Source organism: Bacillus sp. SW14 (assembly GCF_047608225.1).
GTDB classification, from domain to species: Bacteria; Bacillota; Bacilli; order Bacillales; family Bacillaceae; genus Bacillus; species Bacillus subtilis_G.
This window is the reverse complement of the sequence record NZ_JBLKRW010000001.1, coordinates 3,671,815-3,693,687: the sequence shown is the minus strand read 5'-3', so window position 1 is coordinate 3,693,687 and position 21,873 is coordinate 3,671,815. Positions and strand designations below refer to the sequence as shown.

Here is a 21,873-nt window from a genome sequence, read left to right as displayed (position 1 = left end):
CGGTGCACATGCCGCACGATGATCAGAAGGGAAGCCGTTTGAGCTTGCTGCTATTTTATTTTCTGGCGTTTTTATTGCTGTGGGAGTGGCTCAGGCCGCTTGACCATTTTACAGATACGAAACATACGGGCTTTTTTATTGTCTTTATCGGCTTGACGTTTCTACTGAGTTTTTTCAGAATGAGGTGGTTTGTCACCGTTCCTTTTTGTGTCTTATTTACGTTGATCTCGGTGCACATCCTGTTTTATCAAGGGTCCATATTTGACTTGAACTGGGTCAGCTCTTTTTTGCGGGATGTCTATTTGAATATCACGCTGATACAATCAGGGCAATGGAATGACATGATTCCTTCGTTTCGGACCCTGTTGTTTTTTGTGCTGTTGTGGCTGCTGGTCTATCTCCTTCATTATTGGGTGATTTACCAGAGAAGAATCTTATTTTTCTTTATGATGACAGTAGCGTATATTACGATTCTTGATACCTTTACGCCATATGATGCCACTTTTGCCGTCATCCGTATCGTGCTGATCGGCTTCTTTATGCTTGGCCTTTTATACTTAGAACGCATCAAGCTGATGGAAAGAATCGCATTGCCAAAAATATCTGTCCTGAAATGGTTTCTGCCGTTATCGGTATTCATTTTGGCTGCCGTGGGATTCGGACTTGCCGCTCCGAAATCAGATCCGGCTTGGCCTGATCCGGTGCCTTTTCTCAAAAAAATGACCAATCAAGAGCGTATGCCGGCTGGTGAAAGCAAAATCGGATACGGGAACCATGACGAATCACTCGGTGGCCCGTTTCAGCAGGATGACACCCCTGTTTTTACTTGGCAGGGAAAAGAGCGTACGTATTTCCGTGTGGAAACGAAGGATACGTATACCGGGAAAGGCTGGATTGAAACAGACACAGGCATGTCATATCAGCTAAGCGGAGGGAAAGTTGAAAATCTATGGTTTGACCACAAGGTTGCGACAGAGCGCAGCGCCGTCCGTGTCAAAGTTGATGAACACTATGGGTATAACCATGTGATGTATCCGATCGGTGCGAAAACCATACAGCCAAAGCAGGCTGTCTCGCTTGAAATGAACGGAAACACGGAACAAATTTCCCCGATCAGTGAACAAGCCGGTGAGATCAGAAATATGGGGAGCTATTCCGTAACGTACAATTCCCCGGTCTACAAGCTGGATGAGCTGAGAAAGGTGAAAGTGAGAAACAACAGTGAGGAATACACATTCAGCAACCGCTATATGCAGCTGCCGGATTCACTGCCTGAGCGGGTGAGAACCCTTGCGGCCAAGCTGACTCAGGATCACGATAATATGTTTGATAAGGTGAAAGCGGTTGAGGACTATTTAGGTTCAAATCAGTTCACATATGAAACCGAAAACGTGACCATCCCTAAGGATGATGAGGATTATGTCGATCAATTTCTGTTTGAAACAAAGATGGGCTACTGTGATAACTTTTCTTCCGCTATGGTGGTGCTCCTGCGTTCGGCCGGCATTCCGGCCCGCTGGGTCAAGGGGTATACATCAGGCGAATATAAAGAAGCGGGAAACAAAAACGGCAGCATCTACGAGGTGACAAATAACAACGCCCATTCCTGGGTAGAGGTGTATTTCCCAGAACAAGGCTGGGTCACATTTGAGCCGACTAAAGGGTTTACAAACCCGGCTGCATTTACTTCTTCTGACACAAAGGATTCCGGCAGCGAAAGCAGCAGCTCACCGGAAAAAACAAAAGAAGAGCAGACAAAAGAGAAAAAACAGCCGGAAAAACAAAAGGAAAAACGGGAGACATCTGTTTCTAAAAAACCGTCCGCTTCACATGAAAATGCCGGGGCGGGCTGGTATGGAGCGCTTGGGGTTCTTGCAGTCCTGCTCTTGGCAGCGGTCTTGCTGTATGTTTTCCGTTCGCTATGGATTCCTATTTTCGTTGTAAGAAAATTGAAGCGCCGCAGCGATCAGCACGTGTTTTTTGAGGCATATGGCGCGCTGCTGAAACAGCTGAAGAGAAGAGGCATTCCGAAACGAGACAGTGAAACGCTGCGTGACTATGCGAAACGAATCGATGGAAAATATGGCTCGGAAGACATGTCAAAGCTGACATCAAGCTATGAACGGGCGCTTTACAGAAATGAAGATTCGAAGGCGCTTTGGAATGAAACCAGAGAGTTATGGGAAAATTTAATTAAAAGAAGATGGTCTTGACCGCTTATCGACGTGTTGTTAGAATTAGTGAATATTATCGGAGTCTGGGAGCGAGTTGCCGGACTCCGGCAAACGGCCTTGCCAAAGAGGGCGGATCGTGCTTCATATCTGTCCTCGTTTTTTTCTGTGTCAAAAAACTTAGAGGAGATTAGGTGACAACCATGACAAAGTTAGTGAATGAAATGATTCTTGTCCTTGATTTCGGCAGTCAGTATAACCAGCTGATTACACGCCGTATCCGTGAATTCGGTGTATACAGCGAGCTGCATCCCCATACATTGACGGCTGAAGAAATTAAAGAAATGAATCCGAAAGGAATTATTTTATCCGGCGGTCCAAACAGTGTGTATGATGAAAACTCTTTCCGCTGTGACGAGAAAATCTTCGAGCTTGATATTCCTGTTTTGGGAATTTGCTACGGCATGCAGTTGATGACTCATTACCTTGGCGGTAAAGTTGAAGCGGCAAGCCAGCGTGAATACGGAAAAGCAAACATCCACATCGAAGGCGCACCTGATTTGTTCAAAGATCTTCCGAACGAACAAGTGGTTTGGATGAGCCACGGCGATTTGGTTGTAGAAGTTCCTGAAGGCTTCACTGTTGACGCGACAAGCCATCACTGCCCGAATTCAGCGATGAGCAAAGCGGACAAAAAATGGTACGGCGTTCAGTTCCATCCGGAAGTGCGCCACTCTGAATACGGCAATGACCTTCTGAAAAACTTTGTATTCGGCGTTTGCGAATGTGAAGGCAAATGGTCAATGGAGAACTTTATCGAAATTGAAATGCAAAAAATCCGTGAAACGGTCGGAGATAAGCAGGTTCTTTGCGCGCTAAGCGGCGGCGTTGATTCCTCTGTTGTTGCTGTTTTGATTCATAAAGCGATCGGCGACCAGCTGACTTGTATCTTTGTAGACCATGGTCTTCTCCGTAAAGGCGAGGCTGAAGGGGTTATGAAAACATTCAGCGAAGGCTTTAACATGAACGTCATTAAAGTAGACGCACAAGACAGATTCTTAAATAAACTAAAAGGCGTTTCTGATCCTGAGCAAAAACGCAAAATCATCGGTAATGAATTCATTTACGTGTTCGATGATGAAGCGGACAAGCTCAAAGGCATCGACTATCTTGCACAAGGAACGCTTTACACTGATATCATCGAGAGCGGTACGGCAACGGCGCAAACGATCAAATCTCACCACAATGTCGGCGGGCTTCCAGAAGACATGCAGTTTGAACTGATCGAGCCGTTAAACACGCTCTTCAAAGACGAAGTGCGCGCGCTTGGCACAGAGCTCGGCATTCCCGATGACATCGTATGGCGCCAGCCTTTCCCAGGACCGGGACTCGGAATCCGCGTACTTGGCGAAGTAACAGAAGAAAAACTGGAAATCGTTCGTGAATCAGATGCGATTTTGCGTGAAGAAGTTGCGAATCACGGATTAGAGCGTGATATTTGGCAATACTTCACTGTTCTTCCTGACATCCGCAGCGTTGGTGTTATGGGTGACGCAAGAACATATGATTACACAATCGGAATCCGCGCCGTTACTTCAATTGACGGCATGACATCTGACTGGGCGCGTATCCCGTGGGATGTGCTTGAAGTCATTTCGACACGTATCGTAAACGAAGTGAAGCACATTAACCGCGTGGTGTACGATATTACAAGTAAGCCGCCTGCGACGATTGAGTGGGAATAAGTAAATAGCTAATAGAAAAACGTCCCTTTTACAAAAGGGGCGTTTTTTTTGTGAACTTTTTGAAACCGTTTCGGCAGTTTTCCTATCTAACAACATAGGAGGTGGATAAGGTGAAGGAAGAAAGATTGATTACAAAGGCGAGAAAAGGAAATTCTCGAGCCTTTGAAAAGCTTATGCTGGCACATCAGGAGACGTTATATAAAACAGCCTATCTCTATTTGAGAAATAAAGAAGATGCACTTGATGCTGTACAGGAAACGGCTTATAAAGCCTTTATTCATATAGAAAAACTAAAAGAGCCAAAGTATTTTTTAACGTGGCTTACTCGAATACTGATTCATTCCATTTTCGCCATGAATAAAAAGAAAGGAGATTTGGTTCCGTTTGAGAAACAGCATGATACTGGCACTGATCAAGCCAATATCGAGGAATACATGGATTTGCGAAATGCGATTGATTCACTTGATGAACATGTTCAGTTAACAATTCAGCTCTATTATTTTCAAGATTATTCGATTTCAATGATAGCTGAACAAACAGGAATGGCAGAAGGCACAATTAAAACACATTTACATAGAGCAAGAAAATCACTAAAACAGGAGCTGGAAAAGGAGGATAAAAAAATATGGAAAAACACCAAGTAAAGCAGTTGTATGATGACATAGAAGTGCCAAAGAGAGCACTCAAAAAAGCAATACATCAAGCTGTCGTTCGTGCTGAAAATGAAAGTAACACAAAGCGCCGTTTTAAATGGGGACGAACCATTACTAATGGAATCGCTGTTGCTGCTGTGGTAGGTATACTGTATTTAACGTCCGGCCTTTTTCTGCCGTCTGTAAACAAAGCGATGGGAAGCATACCCATTGTCGGCCAAATTTATAAAGATTTTCAAGATAAAGTTGGCCTATCATTGTTTGAAAGCAATTTGGTCATAGCTTTGAATGAAAAGGCTGAATCCAGAGGAATCACCGTTTCTGTAAACAGCTCCTATTACGATGCTGGCCAGCTTGTCTATAACTTTACTGTTGATAACCTCCAGTCTGATGAAAAAGAGCTCATGTATGATGTGGATGAAGTGAGTTATAACGACAATTTTTCAATTAACTACGATTCCTTAGTGCTTAAAAAAATAAATAACAAACAATATGCAGGACAATTAAGGATTTATACAAATGGCATTCAAATAAAAAATGGGGAAACCGTACCCTTTGTGATTACTCATATCAATGAAATACAGGGGAATTGGAGGTTCAAACTGCCAATAATCAAAAAGAAAGCAAATTATTTAGAAAGCTCAAAAGTGGTATCAGCTCATCATAATCGTTATCAATTTTCCAATATTCAAGTGGAGAACGGAAAGCTCGGATCTGTCCTTCAATTTACAATAGATTATCAAGGCATAGCAAAAAATGATACGGTGGCAATTGATGAAGTCAAAGATGATTTAGGAAACACATATGAGATGACAGAGTCAAACATCGAACTTGGAAATCGCAAAAAGGTAAACGAGAGAACGGTAAGAGTAAAAGGACAAACACAGTTAGAATCACCAATCAATCCAAAAGCGAAAAAGCTAACATTAAGAGCATATATTAAATCTGAGGCAGAGGGCAGTGAAATCGTTCCGCTAAATGCAGAGATGCCGTTTCGTGTTTCAGAAACAAACCATCAAAACATAGGGATTGAAATCAATAACATGAAACAAAAAGGGAGGAAAGTAATGGTTCATTACCGCTTCACTGGAATTGATACCTCAAGCATGGATGAAAATGATTTAGTGAATATAGGTGAAACGATTGGCCTTGGTGATATAAAAAAAATGAAATCATGGGCTGATCCGTTGGCTTATTATGAAGAAGGTTATTATGTGAAAGCAAATACAGCTAAAGTGAAAAATATGAACACTGCCGAAATGGTATCCACTTTTGAACTGGATGATGCCTATCTTGATAAGCTGTCTTTAAAGCATTTTGAGTTTAATGAATATGGCCTGTATATGGATAAAGGCGTTTTAAATGAACTGATTCAACTAAAGCCATTCTCGTTTACTGTACCAGTGCATCAGGTGAGTCAGCCTGCCAAGATAAAATAAGCATAAGTTGAAAAACCGTATGAAGTCATGCATACGGTTTTTATCATTGTTACCAATTTAGTCAATAGACGAATAAACCATTTTTTTGAATCGGTAATGTTCGTTTTTTATATTGTCATTTCAAAACGAACTTGGTACAATAGACACAGAAATCAAATAAGATAATTCGTATAATCGCGGGGATATGGCTCGCAAGTCTCTACCAAGCTACCGTAAATGGCTTGACTACGTAAACATTTCTTTCGTTTGATATAAATAAAACACGTTTATTTATTCGAACTGAAATCCGTCTGTAGTCAAGCGTCCCAAAATGCATTGGGGCGTTTTTTATTTGGCGTTTTCAGGGCAGGATAAATAACAAAGAGTGAAGGGAGTCAAATAGCTTGAAAAAGTTTTTTCAGTTTGATGAGCTGGGCACCAGCTATCGCAATGAAATCATTGGCGGATTAACGACTTTTTTATCTATGGCATATATTCTGTTCGTCAATCCGATTACACTTGCTTTGGAGAGCGTGAAAGATTTTCCGGAAGCGCTGAGAATTGACCAAGGCGCGGTCTTTACAGCGACAGCACTGGCGTCTGCGGCAGGCTGTATCTTAATGGGACTGATCGCGAGATATCCGATCGCCATCGCGCCAGGTATGGGGCTGAACGCGTTTTTTGCGTTTTCTGTCGTGCTCGGCATGGGCATTTCATGGCAGGCCGCTTTGTCTGGTGTTTTCATTTCAGGTCTTATCTTTGTTGCTCTTTCGTTAACAGGTTTTCGTGAAAAAATCATCAACGCCATTCCCCCAGAGCTGAAATTGGCAGTCGGCGCGGGTATCGGCCTGTTTATTACATTCGTTGGATTACAAGGTTCAGGAATTATTACATCCAACCCTTCTACACTCGTCACCATCGGAAACATTCACAGCGGTCCTGTGCTGTTAACGATTTTCGGTGTAATTGTAACGGTTATTTTAATGGTGCTTCGCGTTAACGCGGGCGTGTTTATCGGGATGCTGTTAACTGCGGTTGCCGGCATGATTTTCGGTTTGGTTCCGGTTCCGACTCAAATCATCGGCAGTGTGCCGAGCCTTGAGCCGACTTTCGGACAAGCGTGGCTTCATCTGCCGGATATTTTCTCCGTACAAATGCTGATCGTCATTTTAACGTTCTTGTTTGTCGGATTTTTTGATACAGCGGGTACACTGGTTGCTGTGGCAACTCAAGCTGGTTTAATGAAGGAAAACAAATTGCCGCGTGCGGGCCGTGCGCTTTTAGCTGATTCATCTTCGATTGTGATCGGCGCCATGCTCGGTACGTCTACCACAACTTCTTACGTGGAATCAAGCTCAGGTGTCGCTGCGGGTGCCCGCTCAGGATTTGCGGCAATTGTAACAGGTATTCTCTTTTTACTGGCTACGTTTTTCTCGCCGCTTCTATCAGTCGTTACCTCAAATGTAACCGCTCCGGCGCTGATCATAGTCGGTGCATTGATGGTGGCGCCGCTTGGCAAAATCGCTTGGGATAAGTTCGAGGTGGCCGTTCCCGCTTTCCTTACCATGATCATGATGCCGTTAACATACAGCATTGCAACCGGGATTGCCATCGGATTTATTTTCTATCCGATTACGATGGTGTGCAAAGGAAAAGCCAAAGAGGTCCATCCGATTATGTACGGGCTGTTTATCGTTTTTATCCTGTACTTTATCTTCTTAAAATAACGAATGAAACCAGCTGCCTTGGCAGCTGGTTTTTTTGTTACAAAAGGTAAAACCATTTCATACGATATACCGTCATGTAGATGTGCCGCCATGCTTTACTTAAATGGAAATGACTTGACTGTTCAGGAAGGCTTCGGTACCTTATATAAGTGTTTTATTTTCTTGCTGAATGGTATTCCGCCGTATTTTTTTGATAGGAGTTGCTGACATGACGGAAGAAAGAAAAGAAACGTTTGAAGAAGAAGTTAACCAGAGTGAAAGAATAGATACAGATGAAGAACCGCTATCGAGAATGTCCAGAAAAGCGAGCCGGCAAAGCAAGCAGAAGCAAAAACAAAAGCAGAAACCGCATCAGGAACGCGGTGGTGTATCCATTGCTAAAGACAAGCTTGCGTCTGTATGGGCAGCCATCAACAGATATTGCGGTTTTGCGTTCTCGATTTTAAAATCACCGGCGAAAACCGTCGTGGCGGATGGTTTTTCTCATTATAAGTATGGTTTGATTTCAATGCTTATATTCAGTATGATCTTTTCAATCGGGAACTGGTTTCAGTTAAAGGCCAGCTGGAATCGGCCGCTCGGTTTCGGAGAACGCCATCACGCTTTCTATGACGGATTTTTAATCGTTCTTGTCTATTTGCTTCTCTTTTTCGCGGTAATGGTCATAGCCGTATGGGCCGTCTCCCGCTATATGATGAAGCAGAAGGTGACGTTTAGAGAAGCGGCTGCGGGTTTGGGTTCATTGCTTGTACCGGTGATTGCTGTTTCAATTCTTTGGCTAATCTTTGCGATCGTGAATATCCCGATGCTGACAGTTCTTTTTACAGTGCTGATCTTGTTTTCGATCTTTTTTATGATGGCGCTGTATGTGCAGCGTCTGTATCAGGCGGCACAAGATGCACCGATTGATTATATCTATTGTGTATTTGCAGTAGTTGCGGTCGCGCTGCTGTTTGCGGCGGTGACTTGGCCGTTTATTTCTGAATATTTCACAGCGTCGCTGATTCCGCTTTAATGAAAAAACCGGCTGTTCATAGCCGGTTTTTTGATGTCACAATTTTTACAAATATATCTAAAAAACATAGTTGATTTGTAGGATTAATCCGTGTATGATGAGGAAAATGCTGTAAACGTCCAGCGTACAAACCTTTATATTTTGGAGGATGATGGACATGGCTGAAGTACTTCGCCGAGCGATTAATCAAAAGAAGCAATTTTTAAAAACCAAATTACTGCTCTCGGAATTTTATCAGGGAAGAGGGGAACAGCTTGCTGATTATACGCTGAGTGAGCTTGAGAAAGAATACAAATCCCTTCTGAAAATGAAAAAAGAGATCTGACAATATATGAGAAAAGGTGAGTCTGCTGAAAAGCGGGCTTTTTTGTTTTGATGTTGAAAAGGTAAGAAAGAGGGTAAACTACTACTGTTCAATCTGAAAAAGCGTGTCGAAATATTTTCCTTAGGCTTACGGCCTCAGTTGATTGTAAACGACGCGTTTCTCTAGTAGAATATGATTGCTTTATGCAAGATGAAGAGTAGGGGGATGAAATGAAATGATGCAAACCATCTTATCAAATGGAATAGCCATGGTTCTCATAATTCTCATTATTAATATTGTCTATGTGTCATTTTTTACGATAAGAATGATTTTAACGCTGAAAGGCCAGCGTTATTTAGCGGCCGGCATCAGTACGATTGAGATACTGGTTTATGTGACAGGATTGAGCCTGGTCCTCGATAACTTAGACCAGATTCAAAATGTGATTGCGTACGCGCTCGGTTACGGTCTTGGCGTCATTGTCGGCATGAAAATAGAAGAAAAATTGGCGCTTGGCTATATGATGGTCAATGTGATTACGAAGGAGCTTGATGTTGATCTTCCGAGGCAGCTCCGTGAAAAAGGCTACGGTGTGACAAACTGGGTGGTCGGCGGGCTTGAAGGCGACCGCACAGCCCTTCAGATTCTGACACCGAGAAAATATGAACTCCAGCTGTATGATACGATTAAGACAATTGATTCAAAAGCCTTTATTATTGCGTATGAACCAAAAACAATCCACGGCGGCTTCTGGGTCAAAGCGGTGAAGAAGAGGAGAATTAAAGAATAATGGCAAAGCCGAAGAAGAAAAAGTTTGAAGTGACAGAGCAGCAAACGATTGATGCTGTGCTTCAGCAAATGAAAGAAGAAGGATATTTGCCTGTGCGGCGAATGGAGGAGCCTGTTTTTATGGAGAAAAAGGAAAACGGGTCAATTCAGATCGTTCCATGCGGGAAAAAAATCGTATTTGAAGGGAAATTGATCTAAAACACGAACATTAGCAGAATGAATTTTTGTATCGTTCGATAATGTCGTTGACATTATCCATGTCCGTTGTTAAGATAAACATGAAATCAAAACACGACCTCATATAATCTTGGGAATATGGCCCATAAGTTTCTACCTGGCAACCGTAAATTGCCGGACTATGCAGGAAAGTGATCGATAAAACTGACATGGATATATCGCAGAAGCGAACGACTGACGATACATGTACCATGCCCGGTTTGTATTGCTTCCTCATAAGTGCAATGCAGAGCGGGTATTTTTTATTTTCTGAAAACAAAAGCATGAGAAGGTGGGAACAGAATGCAGCCGCTAGTAGGAATCATCATGGGAAGCACTTCCGATTGGGAGACAATGAAAAACGCATGCGACATACTTGACGAACTTAATGTTCCGTACGAAAAGAAGGTCGTTTCCGCTCACCGGACGCCTGATTTCATGTTTGAATACGCTGAAACCGCGAGAGAAAGAGGCATCAAGGTGATTATCGCCGGTGCCGGAGGAGCGGCGCATCTGCCAGGGATGACGGCGGCGAAAACAACACTGCCGGTCATCGGAGTTCCGGTTCAGTCCAAGGCGCTGAACGGAATGGATTCTCTGCTTTCCATCGTCCAAATGCCTGGGGGCGTGCCTGTTGCGACAACAGCCATCGGAAAAGCGGGCGCTGTGAACGCAGGGCTGTTAGCGGCGCAAATGTTGTCAGCTTTTGACGAGGATCTTGCCCGTAAGCTGGATGAGAGAAGAGAAAATACAAAACAGACAGTGTTAGAAAGCAGTGATCAGCTTGTCTAAACAAATCATCTATCCAGGAGCAGTGATCGGCATTATCGGCGGCGGCCAGCTTGGAAAAATGATGGCTGTGTCCGCCAAACAAATGGGGTATAAAGTCGCGGTCGTCGATCCGGTGAAAGATTCGCCATGCGGGCAGGTTGCGGATATTGAAATTACCGCTCATTACAATGACCGTGAAGCGATTCGAAAATTGGCTGAAATCAGCGACATCATCACGTATGAGTTTGAAAACATCGATTATGATGCGCTGCATTGGCTAAAAGATCATGCCTATCTCCCGCAAGGAAGTGAACTGCTGCTCATTACCCAAAATCGTGAAACAGAGAAAAAAGCCATTCAAGACGCGGGCTGTGAAGTTGCTCCGTACAGCATCGTCAATACAAAGGATGGATTGAAACAGGCGGTACTGGAGCTTGGACTTCCCGCCGTGCTGAAAACATGCCGCGGCGGATACGATGGCAAAGGCCAATTTGTGATCAAGGAAGAGGCGCAAATTGAGCAGGCTGCTGCTCTTTTAGAACACGGTACTTGCATTCTCGAAAGCTGGGTTTCTTTTAAAATGGAAATGTCGGTCATCGTCGTCAGATCGGTAAACGGCGAAATTTCAACATTTCCGGCAGCTGAAAACATTCACCACAACAATATCCTCTTCCAAAGCATCGTGCCTGCACGGGTGGAAAAAGCGATCCAGAGGAAGGCTGCCGATTTGGCTGTTAAGCTTGCAGATGAGCTTCACCTTGTCGGGCCGCTCGCTGTTGAAATGTTCCTGACAGAAGACGGCGAGCTTTTGGTCAATGAACTGGCGCCAAGACCGCATAATTCAGGGCATTATACGCTGGACCTGTGCGAAACGAGCCAGTTTGAACAGCATATCAGAGCGGTATGCGGCCTTCCGCTCGGTAAAACAGATTTGCTGAAGCCGGGCATGATGGTGAATCTACTCGGCGATGAAGTGAAGCTTGTTGAGGAAGAGCCGGAGCTTATAAAAGAAGCAAAGCTCTATATATACGGAAAACATGAAATCAAAAAAGGCCGCAAAATGGGGCATATTACATTTATGAAGCAGCCTGAAGACCAATGGATTCAGGAGATCACAAATAAATGGATGAATAGAGACGGAGGACAAGCAGAATGATCGAACGTTATTCAAGACCTGAAATGTCCGCAATTTGGACGGATGAAAACAGATTTCAAGCATGGCTGGAGGTTGAGATTCTTGCCTGTGAAGCGTGGGCGGAGCTTGGCGTCATTCCGAAAAAAGACGTAAAGGTCATGCGCGAGAACGCGTCATTTGACATCAACCGCATTTTAGAAATCGAACAGGATACCCGCCATGACGTTGTCGCTTTTACACGCGCCGTTTCCGAATCACTGGGCGAAGAAAGAAAATGGGTGCACTACGGCTTAACGTCAACTGACGTTGTGGATACCGCTCTTTCTTACTTATTAAAACAGGCAAACGATATTCTGCTCAAGGACCTTGAAAGATTTGTTGACATTATAAAAGAAAAAGCGAAAGAACATAAATACACAGTCATGATGGGGCGCACACACGGCGTACACGCTGAGCCTACAACATTCGGCTTAAAACTTGCGCTTTGGCATGAGGAAATGAAACGTAATCTTGAGCGTTTCAAACAAGCGAAAGAAGGCATCGAGGTTGGGAAGATTTCCGGCGCTGTCGGCACATATGCGAACATTGACCCATTTGTTGAGCAATATGTCTGTGAGAAGCTCGGATTGAAAGCAGCACCGATTTCAACCCAAACCCTTCAGCGCGACCGCCATGCTGACTATATGGCGACACTTGCTTTGATCGCGACAAGCATCGAGAAGTTCGCAGTGGAAATTCGCGGTCTGCAAAAGAGTGAAACACGCGAAGTCGAGGAATTTTTCGCGAAAGGGCAAAAGGGTTCATCTGCAATGCCGCACAAACGCAATCCGATCGGCTCTGAAAACATGACAGGCATTGCGCGCGTCATCCGTGGCTACATGATGACGGCTTACGAAAATGTTCCATTATGGCATGAGCGCGATATTTCTCATTCTTCAGCAGAACGGATTATTCTTCCGGATGCGACAATCGCGCTGAACTACATGCTGAACCGCTTCTCCAACATCGTGAAGAACTTAACGGTCTTCCCGGAAAACATGAAGCGCAACATGGACCGCACACTCGGCCTTATTTACTCTCAGCGTGTGCTGCTTGCTTTGATCGACACAGGCCTGACTCGTGAAGAAGCCTATGATACAGTACAGCCGAAAGCAATGGAAGCGTGGGAAAAACAAGTGCCGTTCCGTGAGCTTGTGGAAGCGGAAGAGAAAATCACGTCCCGTCTTTCTCCAGAAAAAATTGCTGACTGTTTTGATTACAACTATCATCTGAAAAATGTTGATCTGATCTTTGAACGTTTAGGTTTAGCATAGAAGAAGCTTTTAGGCGGCTTCTTCTATGCTGCCGTGGTTTGAAAATTCCCAAGATTCGGATTAGGAGGCCTTCCGTGAATATTGTGAAGAATGAACTTTTATATGAAGGAAAAGCAAAAAAAATCTACAAAACCGATGACGAAAACACGTTGTATGTCGTGTATAAAGACTCCGCCACTGCTTTTAACGGCGAGAAAAAAGCAGAAATCAGCGGCAAAGGGCGCTTAAATAACGAGATTTCAAGCCTGATTTTCAAACATCTTCACGCTAATGGCATTAACAACCACTTTATCGAGCGCATATCGGAAACGGAGCAGCTCATCAAAAAGGTAACAATTGTGCCGCTTGAAGTCGTCGTCAGAAATGTTGTGGCAGGAAGCATGTCCAAACGTCTCGGCATTCCAGAAGGCACCGAGCTTGAACAGCCGATTATCGAGTTTTACTACAAGGATGACGCGCTGGGTGATCCGCTCATCACGGAAGATCATATTTGGCTCTTGAAAGCGGCAACTCCTGAGCAGGTAGAAAACATTAAGTCCATAACAAAAACAGTAAATGAAGAGCTTCAAACCATTTTTGCCGATTGTCATGTCAGATTAATAGATTTTAAGCTTGAATTCGGTTTAGATCCAGACGGACAAGTGCTTTTGGCCGATGAAATTTCACCAGACACATGCCGCTTATGGGATAAAAACACGAACGAAAAGCTGGACAAAGATTTATTTAGACGCAATCTCGGAAGCTTAACCGACGCATATGAAGAGATTTTCAAAAGACTGGGAGGCATTCATCATGTATAAAGTAAAAGTTTATGTCAGTTTAAAAGAAAGTGTACTAGATCCACAAGGGAGCGCTGTCCAGCATGCCTTGCACAGTATGACTTACAACGAAGTTCAAGATGTGCGCATCGGTAAATATATGGAGCTTACGATCGAAAAATCTGACCGTGATCTTGACGTGCTAGTGAAAGAAATGTGCGAAAAACTTCTTGCGAATACAGTGATTGAAGATTACAGATACGAAGTTGAGGAGGTAGTCGCACAGTGAAATTTGCGGTGATTGTGTTACCTGGCTCCAACTGTGATATCGATATGTATCATGCTGTAAAGGATGAGCTCGGCCATGAAGCGGAATACGTCTGGCATGAGGAAACAAGCCTTGACGGCTTCGATGGCGTATTAATTCCGGGAGGATTTTCTTACGGCGATTATTTGAGATGCGGGGCTATTGCCCGATTTGCGAATATTATGCCAGCTGTCAAACAGGCGGCGGCTGAAGGAAAACCAGTTCTCGGCGTCTGCAACGGATTTCAAATTTTACAAGAGCTTGGCCTTCTGCCAGGCGCAATGAGACGCAACAAAGATTTGAAGTTCATTTGCCGGCCTGCTGAATTAATTGTTCAGAACGACGAAACATTATTCACATCTTCCTACGAAAAGGGCCAATCGATTACAATCCCGGTTGCCCATGGTGAAGGGAACTTCTACTGTGATGACGACACACTTGCTTCATTGAAAGAAAACAACCAAATTGCTTTCACATACGGCTCCGATATTAACGGAAGTGTCAGCGGCATTGCCGGTGTCGTGAACGAGAAAGGCAACGTATTAGGCATGATGCCTCACCCTGAGCGCGCGGTCGATGAACTGCTTGGAAGCGCCGACGGTCTTAAATTATTTCAGTCTATCGTGAAAAATTGGAGGGAAACTCATGTCACTACTGCTTGAACCAAGTAAAGAACAAATAAAAGAAGAGAAAATGTATCAGCAAATGGGTGTCAGTGATGATGAGTTTGCATTGATTGAATCCATTCTTGGCAGATTGCCGAACTACACAGAAATCGGAATCTTTTCTGTCATGTGGTCAGAGCATTGCAGCTACAAAAACTCTAAGCCGATTCTGCGTAAATTCCCGACAAGCGGCGAGCGTGTGCTGCAAGGTCCGGGGGAAGGCGCCGGAATCGTTGATATCGGTGACAACCAAGCGGTTGTGTTCAAAATTGAATCACATAACCACCCATCAGCTCTCGAGCCTTATCAAGGTGCTGCGACTGGCGTAGGCGGCATTATCCGTGACGTTTTCTCAATGGGTGCCCGTCCAATCGCTGTATTGAACTCTCTTCGATTTGGTGAACTGACTTCACCGCGTGTGAAGTACTTGTTTGAAGAAGTAGTAGCGGGTATCGCGGGATACGGCAACTGTATCGGCATCCCGACAGTCGGCGGAGAAGTGCAGTTTGACAGCAGCTATGAAGGAAATCCGCTCGTCAACGCAATGTGCGTCGGTTTAATTAATCATGAAGACATTAAAAAAGGCCAGGCGAAGGGTGTCGGCAACACAGTGATGTACGTAGGAGCGAAAACAGGGCGTGACGGAATCCACGGCGCTACGTTTGCTTCGGAAGAAATGTCTGATTCGTCTGAAGAAAAGCGCTCTGCCGTTCAAGTCGGCGATCCGTTTATGGAAAAGCTTTTGCTTGAAGCATGTCTGGAAGTCATCCAATGTGATGCGTTAGTCGGCATTCAGGATATGGGAGCTGCCGGTTTAACAAGCTCAAGCGCGGAAATGGCAAGTAAAGCCGGCTCTGGCATTGAGATGAATCTTGACCTGATTCCTCAGCGTGAAACAGGTATGACTGCATATGAAATGATGCTTTCTGAATCACAGGAGCGGATGCTTTTGGTCATCGAGCGCGGACGTGAGCAGGAGATCATCGATATTTTTGACAAGTACGATCTTGAAGCGGTTTCTGTCGGACGTGTAACAGACGATAAGATGCTTCGCCTCACACACAAAGGTGAGATTGTGTGCGAGCTGCCCGTTGATGCCTTGGCAGAAGAAGCGCCGGTTTACCATAAGCCTTCTCAAGAGCCTGCTTACTACCGCGAGTTTTTAGAAACGGAAGTTCCGGCTCCGCAAATTGAAAATGCGAATGAAACACTGAAGGCACTCCTGCAGCAGCCGACGATCGCAAGCAAAGAGTGGGTTTACGATCAATATGACTACATGGTGCGGACGAACACAGTTGTCGCTCCTGGATCTGACGCAGGTGTTCTCAGAATCCGCGGAACGAAAAAGGCGCTGGCGATGACGACAGACTGTAACGCGCGTTATCTCTATCTTGATCCTGAAGTCGGCGGAAAAATTGCTGTCGCTGAAGCGGCGCGCAACATCATTTGCTCAGGTGCAGAGCCGCTTGCGGTCACAGATAACCTTAACTTCGGAAACCCGGAGAAACCGGAAATCTTCTGGCAGATCGAAAAAGCGGCTGACGGCATCAGCGAGGCGTGCAATGTTCTCAGCACACCGGTTATCGGCGGAAACGTATCGCTTTATAACGAATCAAACGGCACGGCGATTTACCCGACACCTGTTATCGGCATGGTCGGCTTAATTGAAGATACAGCCCACATTACAACACAGCATTTCAAACAAGCGGGTGATCTCGTCTACGTGATCGGTGAAACAAAACCTGAGTTTGCGGGAAGCGAGCTGCAAAAAATGACAGAAGGCAGCATTTACGGAAAAGCGCCGCAAATCGATCTTGATGTAGAGCTGTCACGCCAAAAAGCATTGCTTGACGCGATAAAAAAAGGCTTTGTTCAATCCGCGCATGATGTGTCTGAAGGCGGCTTAGGCGTAGCGATTGCAGAAAGTGTCATGACGACGGAAAACCTTGGCGCGAACGTGACTGTAGAAGGGGAAGCGGCGTTATTATTCTCTGAATCTCAATCCCGCTTTGTCGTTTCTGTAAAAAAAGAACATCAAGCAGCGTTTGAAGCGACTGTAAAAGATGCCGTTCATATCGGTGAGGTAACAGCGGACGGACTTCTGGCGATTCAAAACCAAGACGGACAACAATTGATTCATGCGCAAACGAATGATCTTGAACGCGCATGGAAAGGAGCTATCCCATGCTTGCTGAAATCAAAGGCTTAAATGAAGAGTGCGGCGTATTTGGGATTTGGGGACATGAAGAAGCTCCTCAAATCACGTATTACGGTCTCCACAGCCTCCAGCACCGAGGACAGGAGGGCGCTGGCATTGTGGCGACAGACGGTGAAAAACTAACGGCGCACAAAGGCCAAGGGCTGATCACTGAAGTATTTCAAAATGGCGAGCTCAGCAAAGTAAAAGGAAAAGGCGCAATCGGGCACGTTCGGTACGCAACGGCTGGAGGCGGCGGATACGAAAATGTTCAGCCGCTCCTCTTCCGTTCCCAAAATAACGGAAGCCTGGCGCTTGCCCATAACGGAAACCTAGTCAATGCCACTCAGTTGAAGCAGCAGCTCGAAAATCAAGGGAGTATCTTTCAGACCTCTTCGGACACAGAGGTTTTGGCTCACCTGATCAAAAGAAGCGGTCACTTCACGCTGAAGGATCAAATGAAAAACTCGCTTTCCATGCTGAAAGGGGCCTACGCATTCCTGATCATGACCGAAACAGAAATGATCGTCGCGCTCGACCCGAATGGGCTCAGACCGCTGTCCATCGGAATGCTGGGCGACGCTTATGTCGTCGCATCAGAAACGTGCGCATTTGATGTGGTCGGCGCGACGTACCTTCGTGAGGTAGAACCGGGCGAAATGCTGATCATCAATGATGAAGGCATGAAATCAGAGCGTTTTTCCATGAATATCAACCGTTCCATTTGCAGCATGGAGTACATTTATTTCTCAAGGCCTGACAGCAATATTGAAGGGATTAACGTGCACAGTGCGCGTAAAAACCTTGGGAAAATGCTTGCTCAGGAATCCGCAGTTGAAGCCGATGTCGTAACAGGGGTTCCGGATTCCAGTATCTCAGCGGCGATCGGCTATGCAGAAGCAACAGGCATCCCGTACGAGCTCGGCTTAATCAAAAACCGTTATGTCGGCAGAACGTTTATTCAGCCGTCTCAGGCTCTTCGTGAGCAAGGCGTCAGAATGAAGCTTTCTGCTGTGCGCGGGGTTGTGGAAGGAAAACGCGTCGTTATGGTAGATGACTCGATCGTGCGCGGAACAACAAGCCGCCGGATTGTCACGATGCTCAGAGAAGCGGGTGCGACAGAAGTGCATGTGAAAATCAGTTCACCGCCGATCGCTCATCCGTGCTTTTACGGCATTGATACTTCCACTCACGAAGAACTGATCGCGTCTTCCCATTCAGTTGAAGAAATCCGTCAGGAAATCGGAGCCGACACTCTCTCATTTTTGAGTGTGGAAGGGCTGCTGAAAGGCATCGGCAGAAAATACGATGACTCTAATTGCGGACAGTGTCTCGCCTGCTTTACAGGAAAATATCCGACTGAAATTTACCAGGATACAGTGCTTCCTCATGTAAAAGAAGCGGTATTAACCAAATAAACCTTGAAAATGACATAAAGGCAGCGCAGTTCGGCTGCCTTCTCTTTCTGCCCTCGTTCGGGGAGATATTTTGAAAAGCGCCTAAAAGGAGTGAATAGGATGTCTGAAGCATATAAAAACGCAGGAGTTGACATCGAAGCCGGATATGAAGCTGTAAAACGAATGAAAAAACATGTGGAGCGTACAAAACGGCTTGGCGTTATGGGCAGCCTTGGCGGTTTTGGCGGCATGTTTGACCTGTCTGAGCTTTCTTATCAAAAACCGGTTTTAATTTCGGGAACAGATGGTGTCGGCACAAAATTAAAGCTCGCTTTTTCTATGGATAAGCATGACACGATTGGCGTGGACGCTGTTGCGATGTGTGTCAATGATGTGCTGGCACAAGGTGCAGAGCCGCTATTTTTCCTTGATTATTTAGCGGTCGGCAAAGCGGATCCTGTGAAAATTGAGCAAATCGTACAAGGTGTGGCGGACGGCTGTGAGCAGTCAGGTTCAGCCTTAGTCGGCGGCGAAACAGCTGAAATGCCGGGACTATATACAGCTGATGAATACGATATTGCCGGTTTCTCAGTCGGAGTGGTTGAAAAGGACGAAATCGTGACTGGTGAAAACATCGAGGAGGGCCATCTATTGATCGGTCTCAGCTCCAGCGGCCTTCACAGCAACGGATTTTCCCTTGTCAGAAAAGTGCTTCTAGATGATGCGGAGCTGGATCTTGATAAAACATACGAACCGTTTGACCGCCGACTTGGCGAGGAGCTGCTTGAACCGACAAGAATTTACGTGAAGCCTGTGCTTGCCGCGGTGAAGAGCGGAAAAGTCGACGGCATGGCGCACGTGACAGGCGGAGGATTCATCGAAAATATCCCGCGCATGCTTCCAGAAGGCTTAAGCGCGGAAATCGATCACGGCTCATGGCCGATCCCGCCGATTTTCTCTTTCCTGCAAGAGTACGGCAAGCTGAAGGAAGAAGACATGTTCAACGTCTTTAATATGGGCATCGGCTTTGTTTTGGCAGTCAAAGAAGAGCATCTGACAGATGTGATCGAAACGCTTGAAAGCCATGGCGAAAAAGCCTATTTGATCGGGCGTGTGAAACAAGGCGAAGGCGTCACATTCGGCGGTGCGGCACTTTCATGAAAAAAATTGCGGTATTTGCATCCGGAAACGGTTCAAACTTCGAAGCCATCGTCACGCGTTTGAAAGAGGAGAACTGGGATGCGTCCGTATCGCTTCTCGTTTGCGACAAACCGCAGGCGAAAGTCATCGAACGGGCGGCAACGTTCCATATTCCATCCTTTGCATTTGAACCGAAGTCTTATGAAAACAAGGCCGCATTTGAACGGGCCATTATTGAACAGCTTCACCTTCATAACGTTGAACTGATTGTTCTCGCCGGCTATATGAGGCTGATCGGTGACACGCTGCTTCAGGCATACCGAGGAAAAATCATTAACATTCACCCGTCGCTTCTTCCGGCGTTCCCCGGAATCGACGCAGTCGGGCAGGCGTACCGCGCGGGTGTGAAGGTTGCCGGAATCACCGTGCATTATGTCGATGAAGGAATGGATACAGGCCCGATCATCGCTCAAAAGGCAATCGAAATTAACGAACATGATACATTGCAAACAATCGAACAGCGGATTCACAAACTTGAGCATAAATGGTATCCCAGTGTGATTAAACAGCTATTAGGATTAAATAACAGAGGTGAAAAGGCATGACCATTAAACGTGCATTAATCAGTGTTTCAGATAAAACAAATCTCGTTCCTTTCGTAAAAGAACTGACAGAGCTTGGCGTTGAAGTCATTTCAACAGGCGGAACGAAAAGGCTTCTTCAAGAAAACGGTGTGAATGTCATCGGAATTTCTGAAGTGACAGGCTTTCCTGAAATTATGGACGGACGGCTTAAAACACTTCATCCGAATATTCATGGCGGCCTTCTGGCGGTTCGCGGCAATGAAGAGCATATGGCGCAGATCAATGAACACGGGATTCAGCCGATTGACCTCGTTGTCGTCAACCTCTATCCATTTAAAGAAACGATTTCTAAAGCAGATGTCACATATGAAGAAGCGATCGAAAATATCGACATCGGCGGCCCGGGCATGCTGCGTGCGGCATCAAAAAACCATCAGGATGTAACGGTTATCGTCGATCCGGCGGATTACAGCCCAGTGCTGAATCAAATCAAAGAAGAAGGCGGCGTATCACTTCAGAAAAAACGCGAGCTGGCGGCAAAAGTATTCCGTCATACTGCGGCGTATGATGCACTGATCGCTGACTATCTGACAGATGTTGTCGGTGAAAAAGAACCAGAGCAATTCACTGTGACATTTGAGAAAAAACAATCACTTCGCTACGGTGAAAACCCGCATCAGGAAGCGACATTCTATCAAACAGCTCTTCCTGTCAAAGGCTCCATTGCGCAAGCAGAACAGCTTCACGGAAAAGAGCTTTCTTACAACAACATTAAAGACGCGGACGCGGCAGTTCAAATCGTTCGCGAATTCACTGAGCCGGCTGCGGTTGCCGTCAAGCATATGAATCCGTGCGGCGTAGGAACTGGAAAAACGATCGCAGAAGCGTTTGACAGAGCGTTTGAAGCGGATAAAACTTCGATCTTCGGCGGCATTATCGCCCTGAACCGCGAAGTGGACAAGGCAACTGCCGAAGCGCTTCACAACATTTTCTTAGAGATCATCATTGCGCCTTCATTCAGCCAAGAAGCGCTTGACATTCTGACTGCGAAGAAAAATCTTCGTCTGCTGACACTTGATGTGACAGCTGCTGCTCAAAAGGAAAAACAGCTGACATCCGTTCAAGGCGGGCTGCTGATTCAAGATTTGGATATGCACGGCTTTGATGATGCTGAGATCAGCGTTCCGACAAAAAGAGAGCCGAACGAGCAAGAGTGGGAAGACTTGAAGCTTGCTTGGAAAGTCGTCAAGCATGTGAAATCAAATGCGATCGTTCTCGCGAAGGACAACATGACAGTCGGCGTGGGAGCAGGCCAAATGAACCGCGTCGGATCAGCAAAAATTGCAATTGAACAAGCAGGTGAAAAAGCGAAAGGCAGCGCGCTCGGATCTGATGCATTTTTCCCAATGCCTGATACTGTCGAAGAAGCGGCAAAAGCGGGCGTAACGGCTATTATTCAGCCGGGGGGATCTGTACGTGATGAGGATTCCATCAAAAAAGCGGATGAGTACGGCATTGCCATGGTATTCACCGGCATCAGACACTTCAAACATTAAGGGGATGAAAAC

Annotated in this window: 20 protein-coding genes and 2 riboswitches; all 20 genes read left to right on the top strand. The window is 45.5% G+C overall.

Translation table 11 applies throughout. The features are described from left to right. Positions 1-8: 8 nt before the first annotated feature. The 20 genes from ACMX2I_RS18625 to purH all read left to right on the top strand — a co-directional run bounded on the left by ACMX2I_RS18625 (position 9) and on the right by purH (position 21,861). The gene (locus ACMX2I_RS18625) at positions 9-2,213 is read left to right on the top strand and encodes a DUF4129 domain-containing transglutaminase family protein (RefSeq protein WP_414957945.1); all 2,205 of its coding nucleotides are present in this window, start codon (positions 9-11) and stop codon (positions 2,211-2,213) included. A 161-nt stretch (positions 2,214-2,374) separates the two neighbouring features. Beyond that, positions 2,375-3,916, top strand: a complete 1,542-nt coding sequence (guaA, locus tag ACMX2I_RS18620) for a glutamine-hydrolyzing GMP synthase (RefSeq protein ID WP_087991386.1) — start codon at positions 2,375-2,377, stop codon at positions 3,914-3,916. A gap of 110 nt (positions 3,917-4,026) precedes the next feature. Next, entirely contained in the window at positions 4,027-4,560 is a 534-nt protein-coding gene (locus ACMX2I_RS18615; protein WP_414957943.1) for a sigma-70 family RNA polymerase sigma factor, read from the top strand. Further along, positions 4,542-6,008 (top strand): DUF4179 domain-containing protein, encoded by a 1,467-nt coding sequence (locus ACMX2I_RS18610; RefSeq protein ID WP_414957941.1) that lies wholly within the window; start codon positions 4,542-4,544, stop codon positions 6,006-6,008. The genes ACMX2I_RS18615 and ACMX2I_RS18610 overlap by 19 nt, the downstream gene beginning before the upstream one ends. A 146-nt stretch (positions 6,009-6,154) precedes the next feature. Further along, a riboswitch (purine riboswitch) is annotated at positions 6,155-6,256 on the top strand. 135 nt (positions 6,257-6,391) lie between these two features. Further along, on the top strand, positions 6,392-7,714 hold the full coding sequence (gene pbuG / locus ACMX2I_RS18605) for a hypoxanthine/guanine permease PbuG (RefSeq protein WP_087991336.1): 1,323 nt from the start codon (positions 6,392-6,394) through the stop codon (positions 7,712-7,714). Positions 7,715-7,922: 208 nt separating this feature from the next. After that, entirely contained in the window at positions 7,923-8,729 is an 807-nt protein-coding gene (locus ACMX2I_RS18600; RefSeq protein WP_414957939.1) for a hypothetical protein, read from the top strand. A gap of 157 nt (positions 8,730-8,886) precedes the next feature. Further along, positions 8,887-9,054, top strand: coding sequence for a Fur-regulated basic protein FbpA (locus tag ACMX2I_RS18595; RefSeq protein WP_052245624.1), 168 nt, complete (start codon positions 8,887-8,889; stop codon positions 9,052-9,054). A gap of 214 nt (positions 9,055-9,268) precedes the next feature. After that, positions 9,269-9,823 carry a DUF2179 domain-containing protein gene (locus ACMX2I_RS18590; protein ID WP_087991338.1) on the top strand — a complete coding sequence of 185 codons (555 nt, stop codon included), beginning with the start codon at positions 9,269-9,271 and terminating at the stop codon, positions 9,821-9,823. Then, positions 9,823-10,020: an NETI motif-containing protein gene (locus ACMX2I_RS18585; RefSeq protein WP_148963482.1), complete on the top strand. Its 198-nt coding sequence runs from the start codon at positions 9,823-9,825 to the stop codon at positions 10,018-10,020. The genes ACMX2I_RS18590 and ACMX2I_RS18585 overlap by 1 nt, the downstream gene beginning before the upstream one ends. Positions 10,021-10,099: 79 nt before the next feature. Continuing rightward, a riboswitch (purine riboswitch) is annotated at positions 10,100-10,201 on the top strand. Positions 10,202-10,341: 140 nt separating this feature from the next. After that, positions 10,342-10,830, top strand: coding sequence for a 5-(carboxyamino)imidazole ribonucleotide mutase (gene purE, locus ACMX2I_RS18580; RefSeq protein ID WP_087991339.1), 489 nt, complete (start codon positions 10,342-10,344; stop codon positions 10,828-10,830). Further along, complete coding sequence (gene purK, locus ACMX2I_RS18575; protein WP_414957936.1) at positions 10,823-11,965, top strand: 5-(carboxyamino)imidazole ribonucleotide synthase; 1,143 nt, start codon at positions 10,823-10,825, stop codon at positions 11,963-11,965. Before purE ends, purK begins: the two co-directional genes overlap by 8 nt. Continuing rightward, positions 11,962-13,257 (top strand): adenylosuccinate lyase, encoded by a 1,296-nt coding sequence (gene purB / locus ACMX2I_RS18570; RefSeq protein ID WP_394716634.1) that lies wholly within the window; start codon positions 11,962-11,964, stop codon positions 13,255-13,257. Before purK ends, purB begins: the two co-directional genes overlap by 4 nt. 74 nt (positions 13,258-13,331) lie before the next feature. Further along, positions 13,332-14,057: a phosphoribosylaminoimidazolesuccinocarboxamide synthase gene (gene purC / locus ACMX2I_RS18565; RefSeq protein WP_414957934.1), complete on the top strand. Its 726-nt coding sequence runs from the start codon at positions 13,332-13,334 to the stop codon at positions 14,055-14,057. Further along, the gene (gene purS, locus ACMX2I_RS18560) at positions 14,050-14,304 is read left to right on the top strand and encodes a phosphoribosylformylglycinamidine synthase subunit PurS (protein WP_003219409.1); all 255 of its coding nucleotides are present in this window, start codon (positions 14,050-14,052) and stop codon (positions 14,302-14,304) included. The genes purC and purS overlap by 8 nt, the downstream gene beginning before the upstream one ends. After that, positions 14,301-14,984: a phosphoribosylformylglycinamidine synthase subunit PurQ gene (gene purQ / locus ACMX2I_RS18555; RefSeq protein WP_087991343.1), complete on the top strand. Its 684-nt coding sequence runs from the start codon at positions 14,301-14,303 to the stop codon at positions 14,982-14,984. The genes purS and purQ overlap by 4 nt, the downstream gene beginning before the upstream one ends. Continuing rightward, the gene (purL, locus tag ACMX2I_RS18550; RefSeq protein ID WP_414957932.1) at positions 14,968-17,196 is read left to right on the top strand and encodes a phosphoribosylformylglycinamidine synthase subunit PurL; all 2,229 of its coding nucleotides are present in this window, start codon (positions 14,968-14,970) and stop codon (positions 17,194-17,196) included. The genes purQ and purL overlap by 17 nt, the downstream gene beginning before the upstream one ends. Next, positions 17,172-18,602, top strand: coding sequence for an amidophosphoribosyltransferase (purF, locus tag ACMX2I_RS18545; protein ID WP_414957930.1), 1,431 nt, complete (start codon positions 17,172-17,174; stop codon positions 18,600-18,602). The genes purL and purF overlap by 25 nt, the downstream gene beginning before the upstream one ends. A 99-nt stretch (positions 18,603-18,701) precedes the next feature. After that, positions 18,702-19,742 carry a phosphoribosylformylglycinamidine cyclo-ligase gene (gene purM / locus ACMX2I_RS18540; RefSeq protein WP_087991346.1) on the top strand — a complete coding sequence of 347 codons (1,041 nt, stop codon included), beginning with the start codon at positions 18,702-18,704 and terminating at the stop codon, positions 19,740-19,742. Further along, complete coding sequence (gene purN, locus ACMX2I_RS18535) at positions 19,739-20,326, top strand: phosphoribosylglycinamide formyltransferase (RefSeq protein WP_414957929.1); 588 nt, start codon at positions 19,739-19,741, stop codon at positions 20,324-20,326. Before purM ends, purN begins: the two co-directional genes overlap by 4 nt. After that, on the top strand, positions 20,323-21,861 hold the full coding sequence (purH, locus tag ACMX2I_RS18530) for a bifunctional phosphoribosylaminoimidazolecarboxamide formyltransferase/IMP cyclohydrolase (RefSeq protein WP_414957928.1): 1,539 nt from the start codon (positions 20,323-20,325) through the stop codon (positions 21,859-21,861). Before purN ends, purH begins: the two co-directional genes overlap by 4 nt. Positions 21,862-21,873: the final 12 nt, after the last annotated feature.

Coding starts and splice junctions, on each gene's coding strand:
- ACMX2I_RS18600 (WP_414957939.1), top strand. CDS start 7,923: ATGACGGAAGAAAGAAAAGAAACGTTTGAAGAAGAAGTTAACCAGAGT.
- ACMX2I_RS18610 (WP_414957941.1), top strand. CDS start 4,542: ATGGAAAAACACCAAGTAAAGCAGTTGTATGATGACATAGAAGTGCCA.
- guaA (WP_087991386.1), top strand. CDS start 2,375: ATGACAAAGTTAGTGAATGAAATGATTCTTGTCCTTGATTTCGGCAGT.
- purB (WP_394716634.1), top strand. CDS start 11,962: ATGATCGAACGTTATTCAAGACCTGAAATGTCCGCAATTTGGACGGAT.
- purE (WP_087991339.1), top strand. CDS start 10,342: ATGCAGCCGCTAGTAGGAATCATCATGGGAAGCACTTCCGATTGGGAG.
- purL (WP_414957932.1), top strand. CDS start 14,968: ATGTCACTACTGCTTGAACCAAGTAAAGAACAAATAAAAGAAGAGAAA.
- purM (WP_087991346.1), top strand. CDS start 18,702: ATGTCTGAAGCATATAAAAACGCAGGAGTTGACATCGAAGCCGGATAT.
- purH (WP_414957928.1), top strand. CDS start 20,323: ATGACCATTAAACGTGCATTAATCAGTGTTTCAGATAAAACAAATCTC.
- ACMX2I_RS18595 (WP_052245624.1), top strand. CDS start 8,887: ATGGCTGAAGTACTTCGCCGAGCGATTAATCAAAAGAAGCAATTTTTA.
- ACMX2I_RS18625 (WP_414957945.1), top strand. CDS start 9: ATGCCGCACGATGATCAGAAGGGAAGCCGTTTGAGCTTGCTGCTATTT.
- purN (WP_414957929.1), top strand. CDS start 19,739: ATGAAAAAAATTGCGGTATTTGCATCCGGAAACGGTTCAAACTTCGAA.
- ACMX2I_RS18585 (WP_148963482.1), top strand. CDS start 9,823: ATGGCAAAGCCGAAGAAGAAAAAGTTTGAAGTGACAGAGCAGCAAACG.
- ACMX2I_RS18590 (WP_087991338.1), top strand. CDS start 9,269: ATGATGCAAACCATCTTATCAAATGGAATAGCCATGGTTCTCATAATT.
- purF (WP_414957930.1), top strand. CDS start 17,172: ATGCTTGCTGAAATCAAAGGCTTAAATGAAGAGTGCGGCGTATTTGGG.
- purS (WP_003219409.1), top strand. CDS start 14,050: ATGTATAAAGTAAAAGTTTATGTCAGTTTAAAAGAAAGTGTACTAGAT.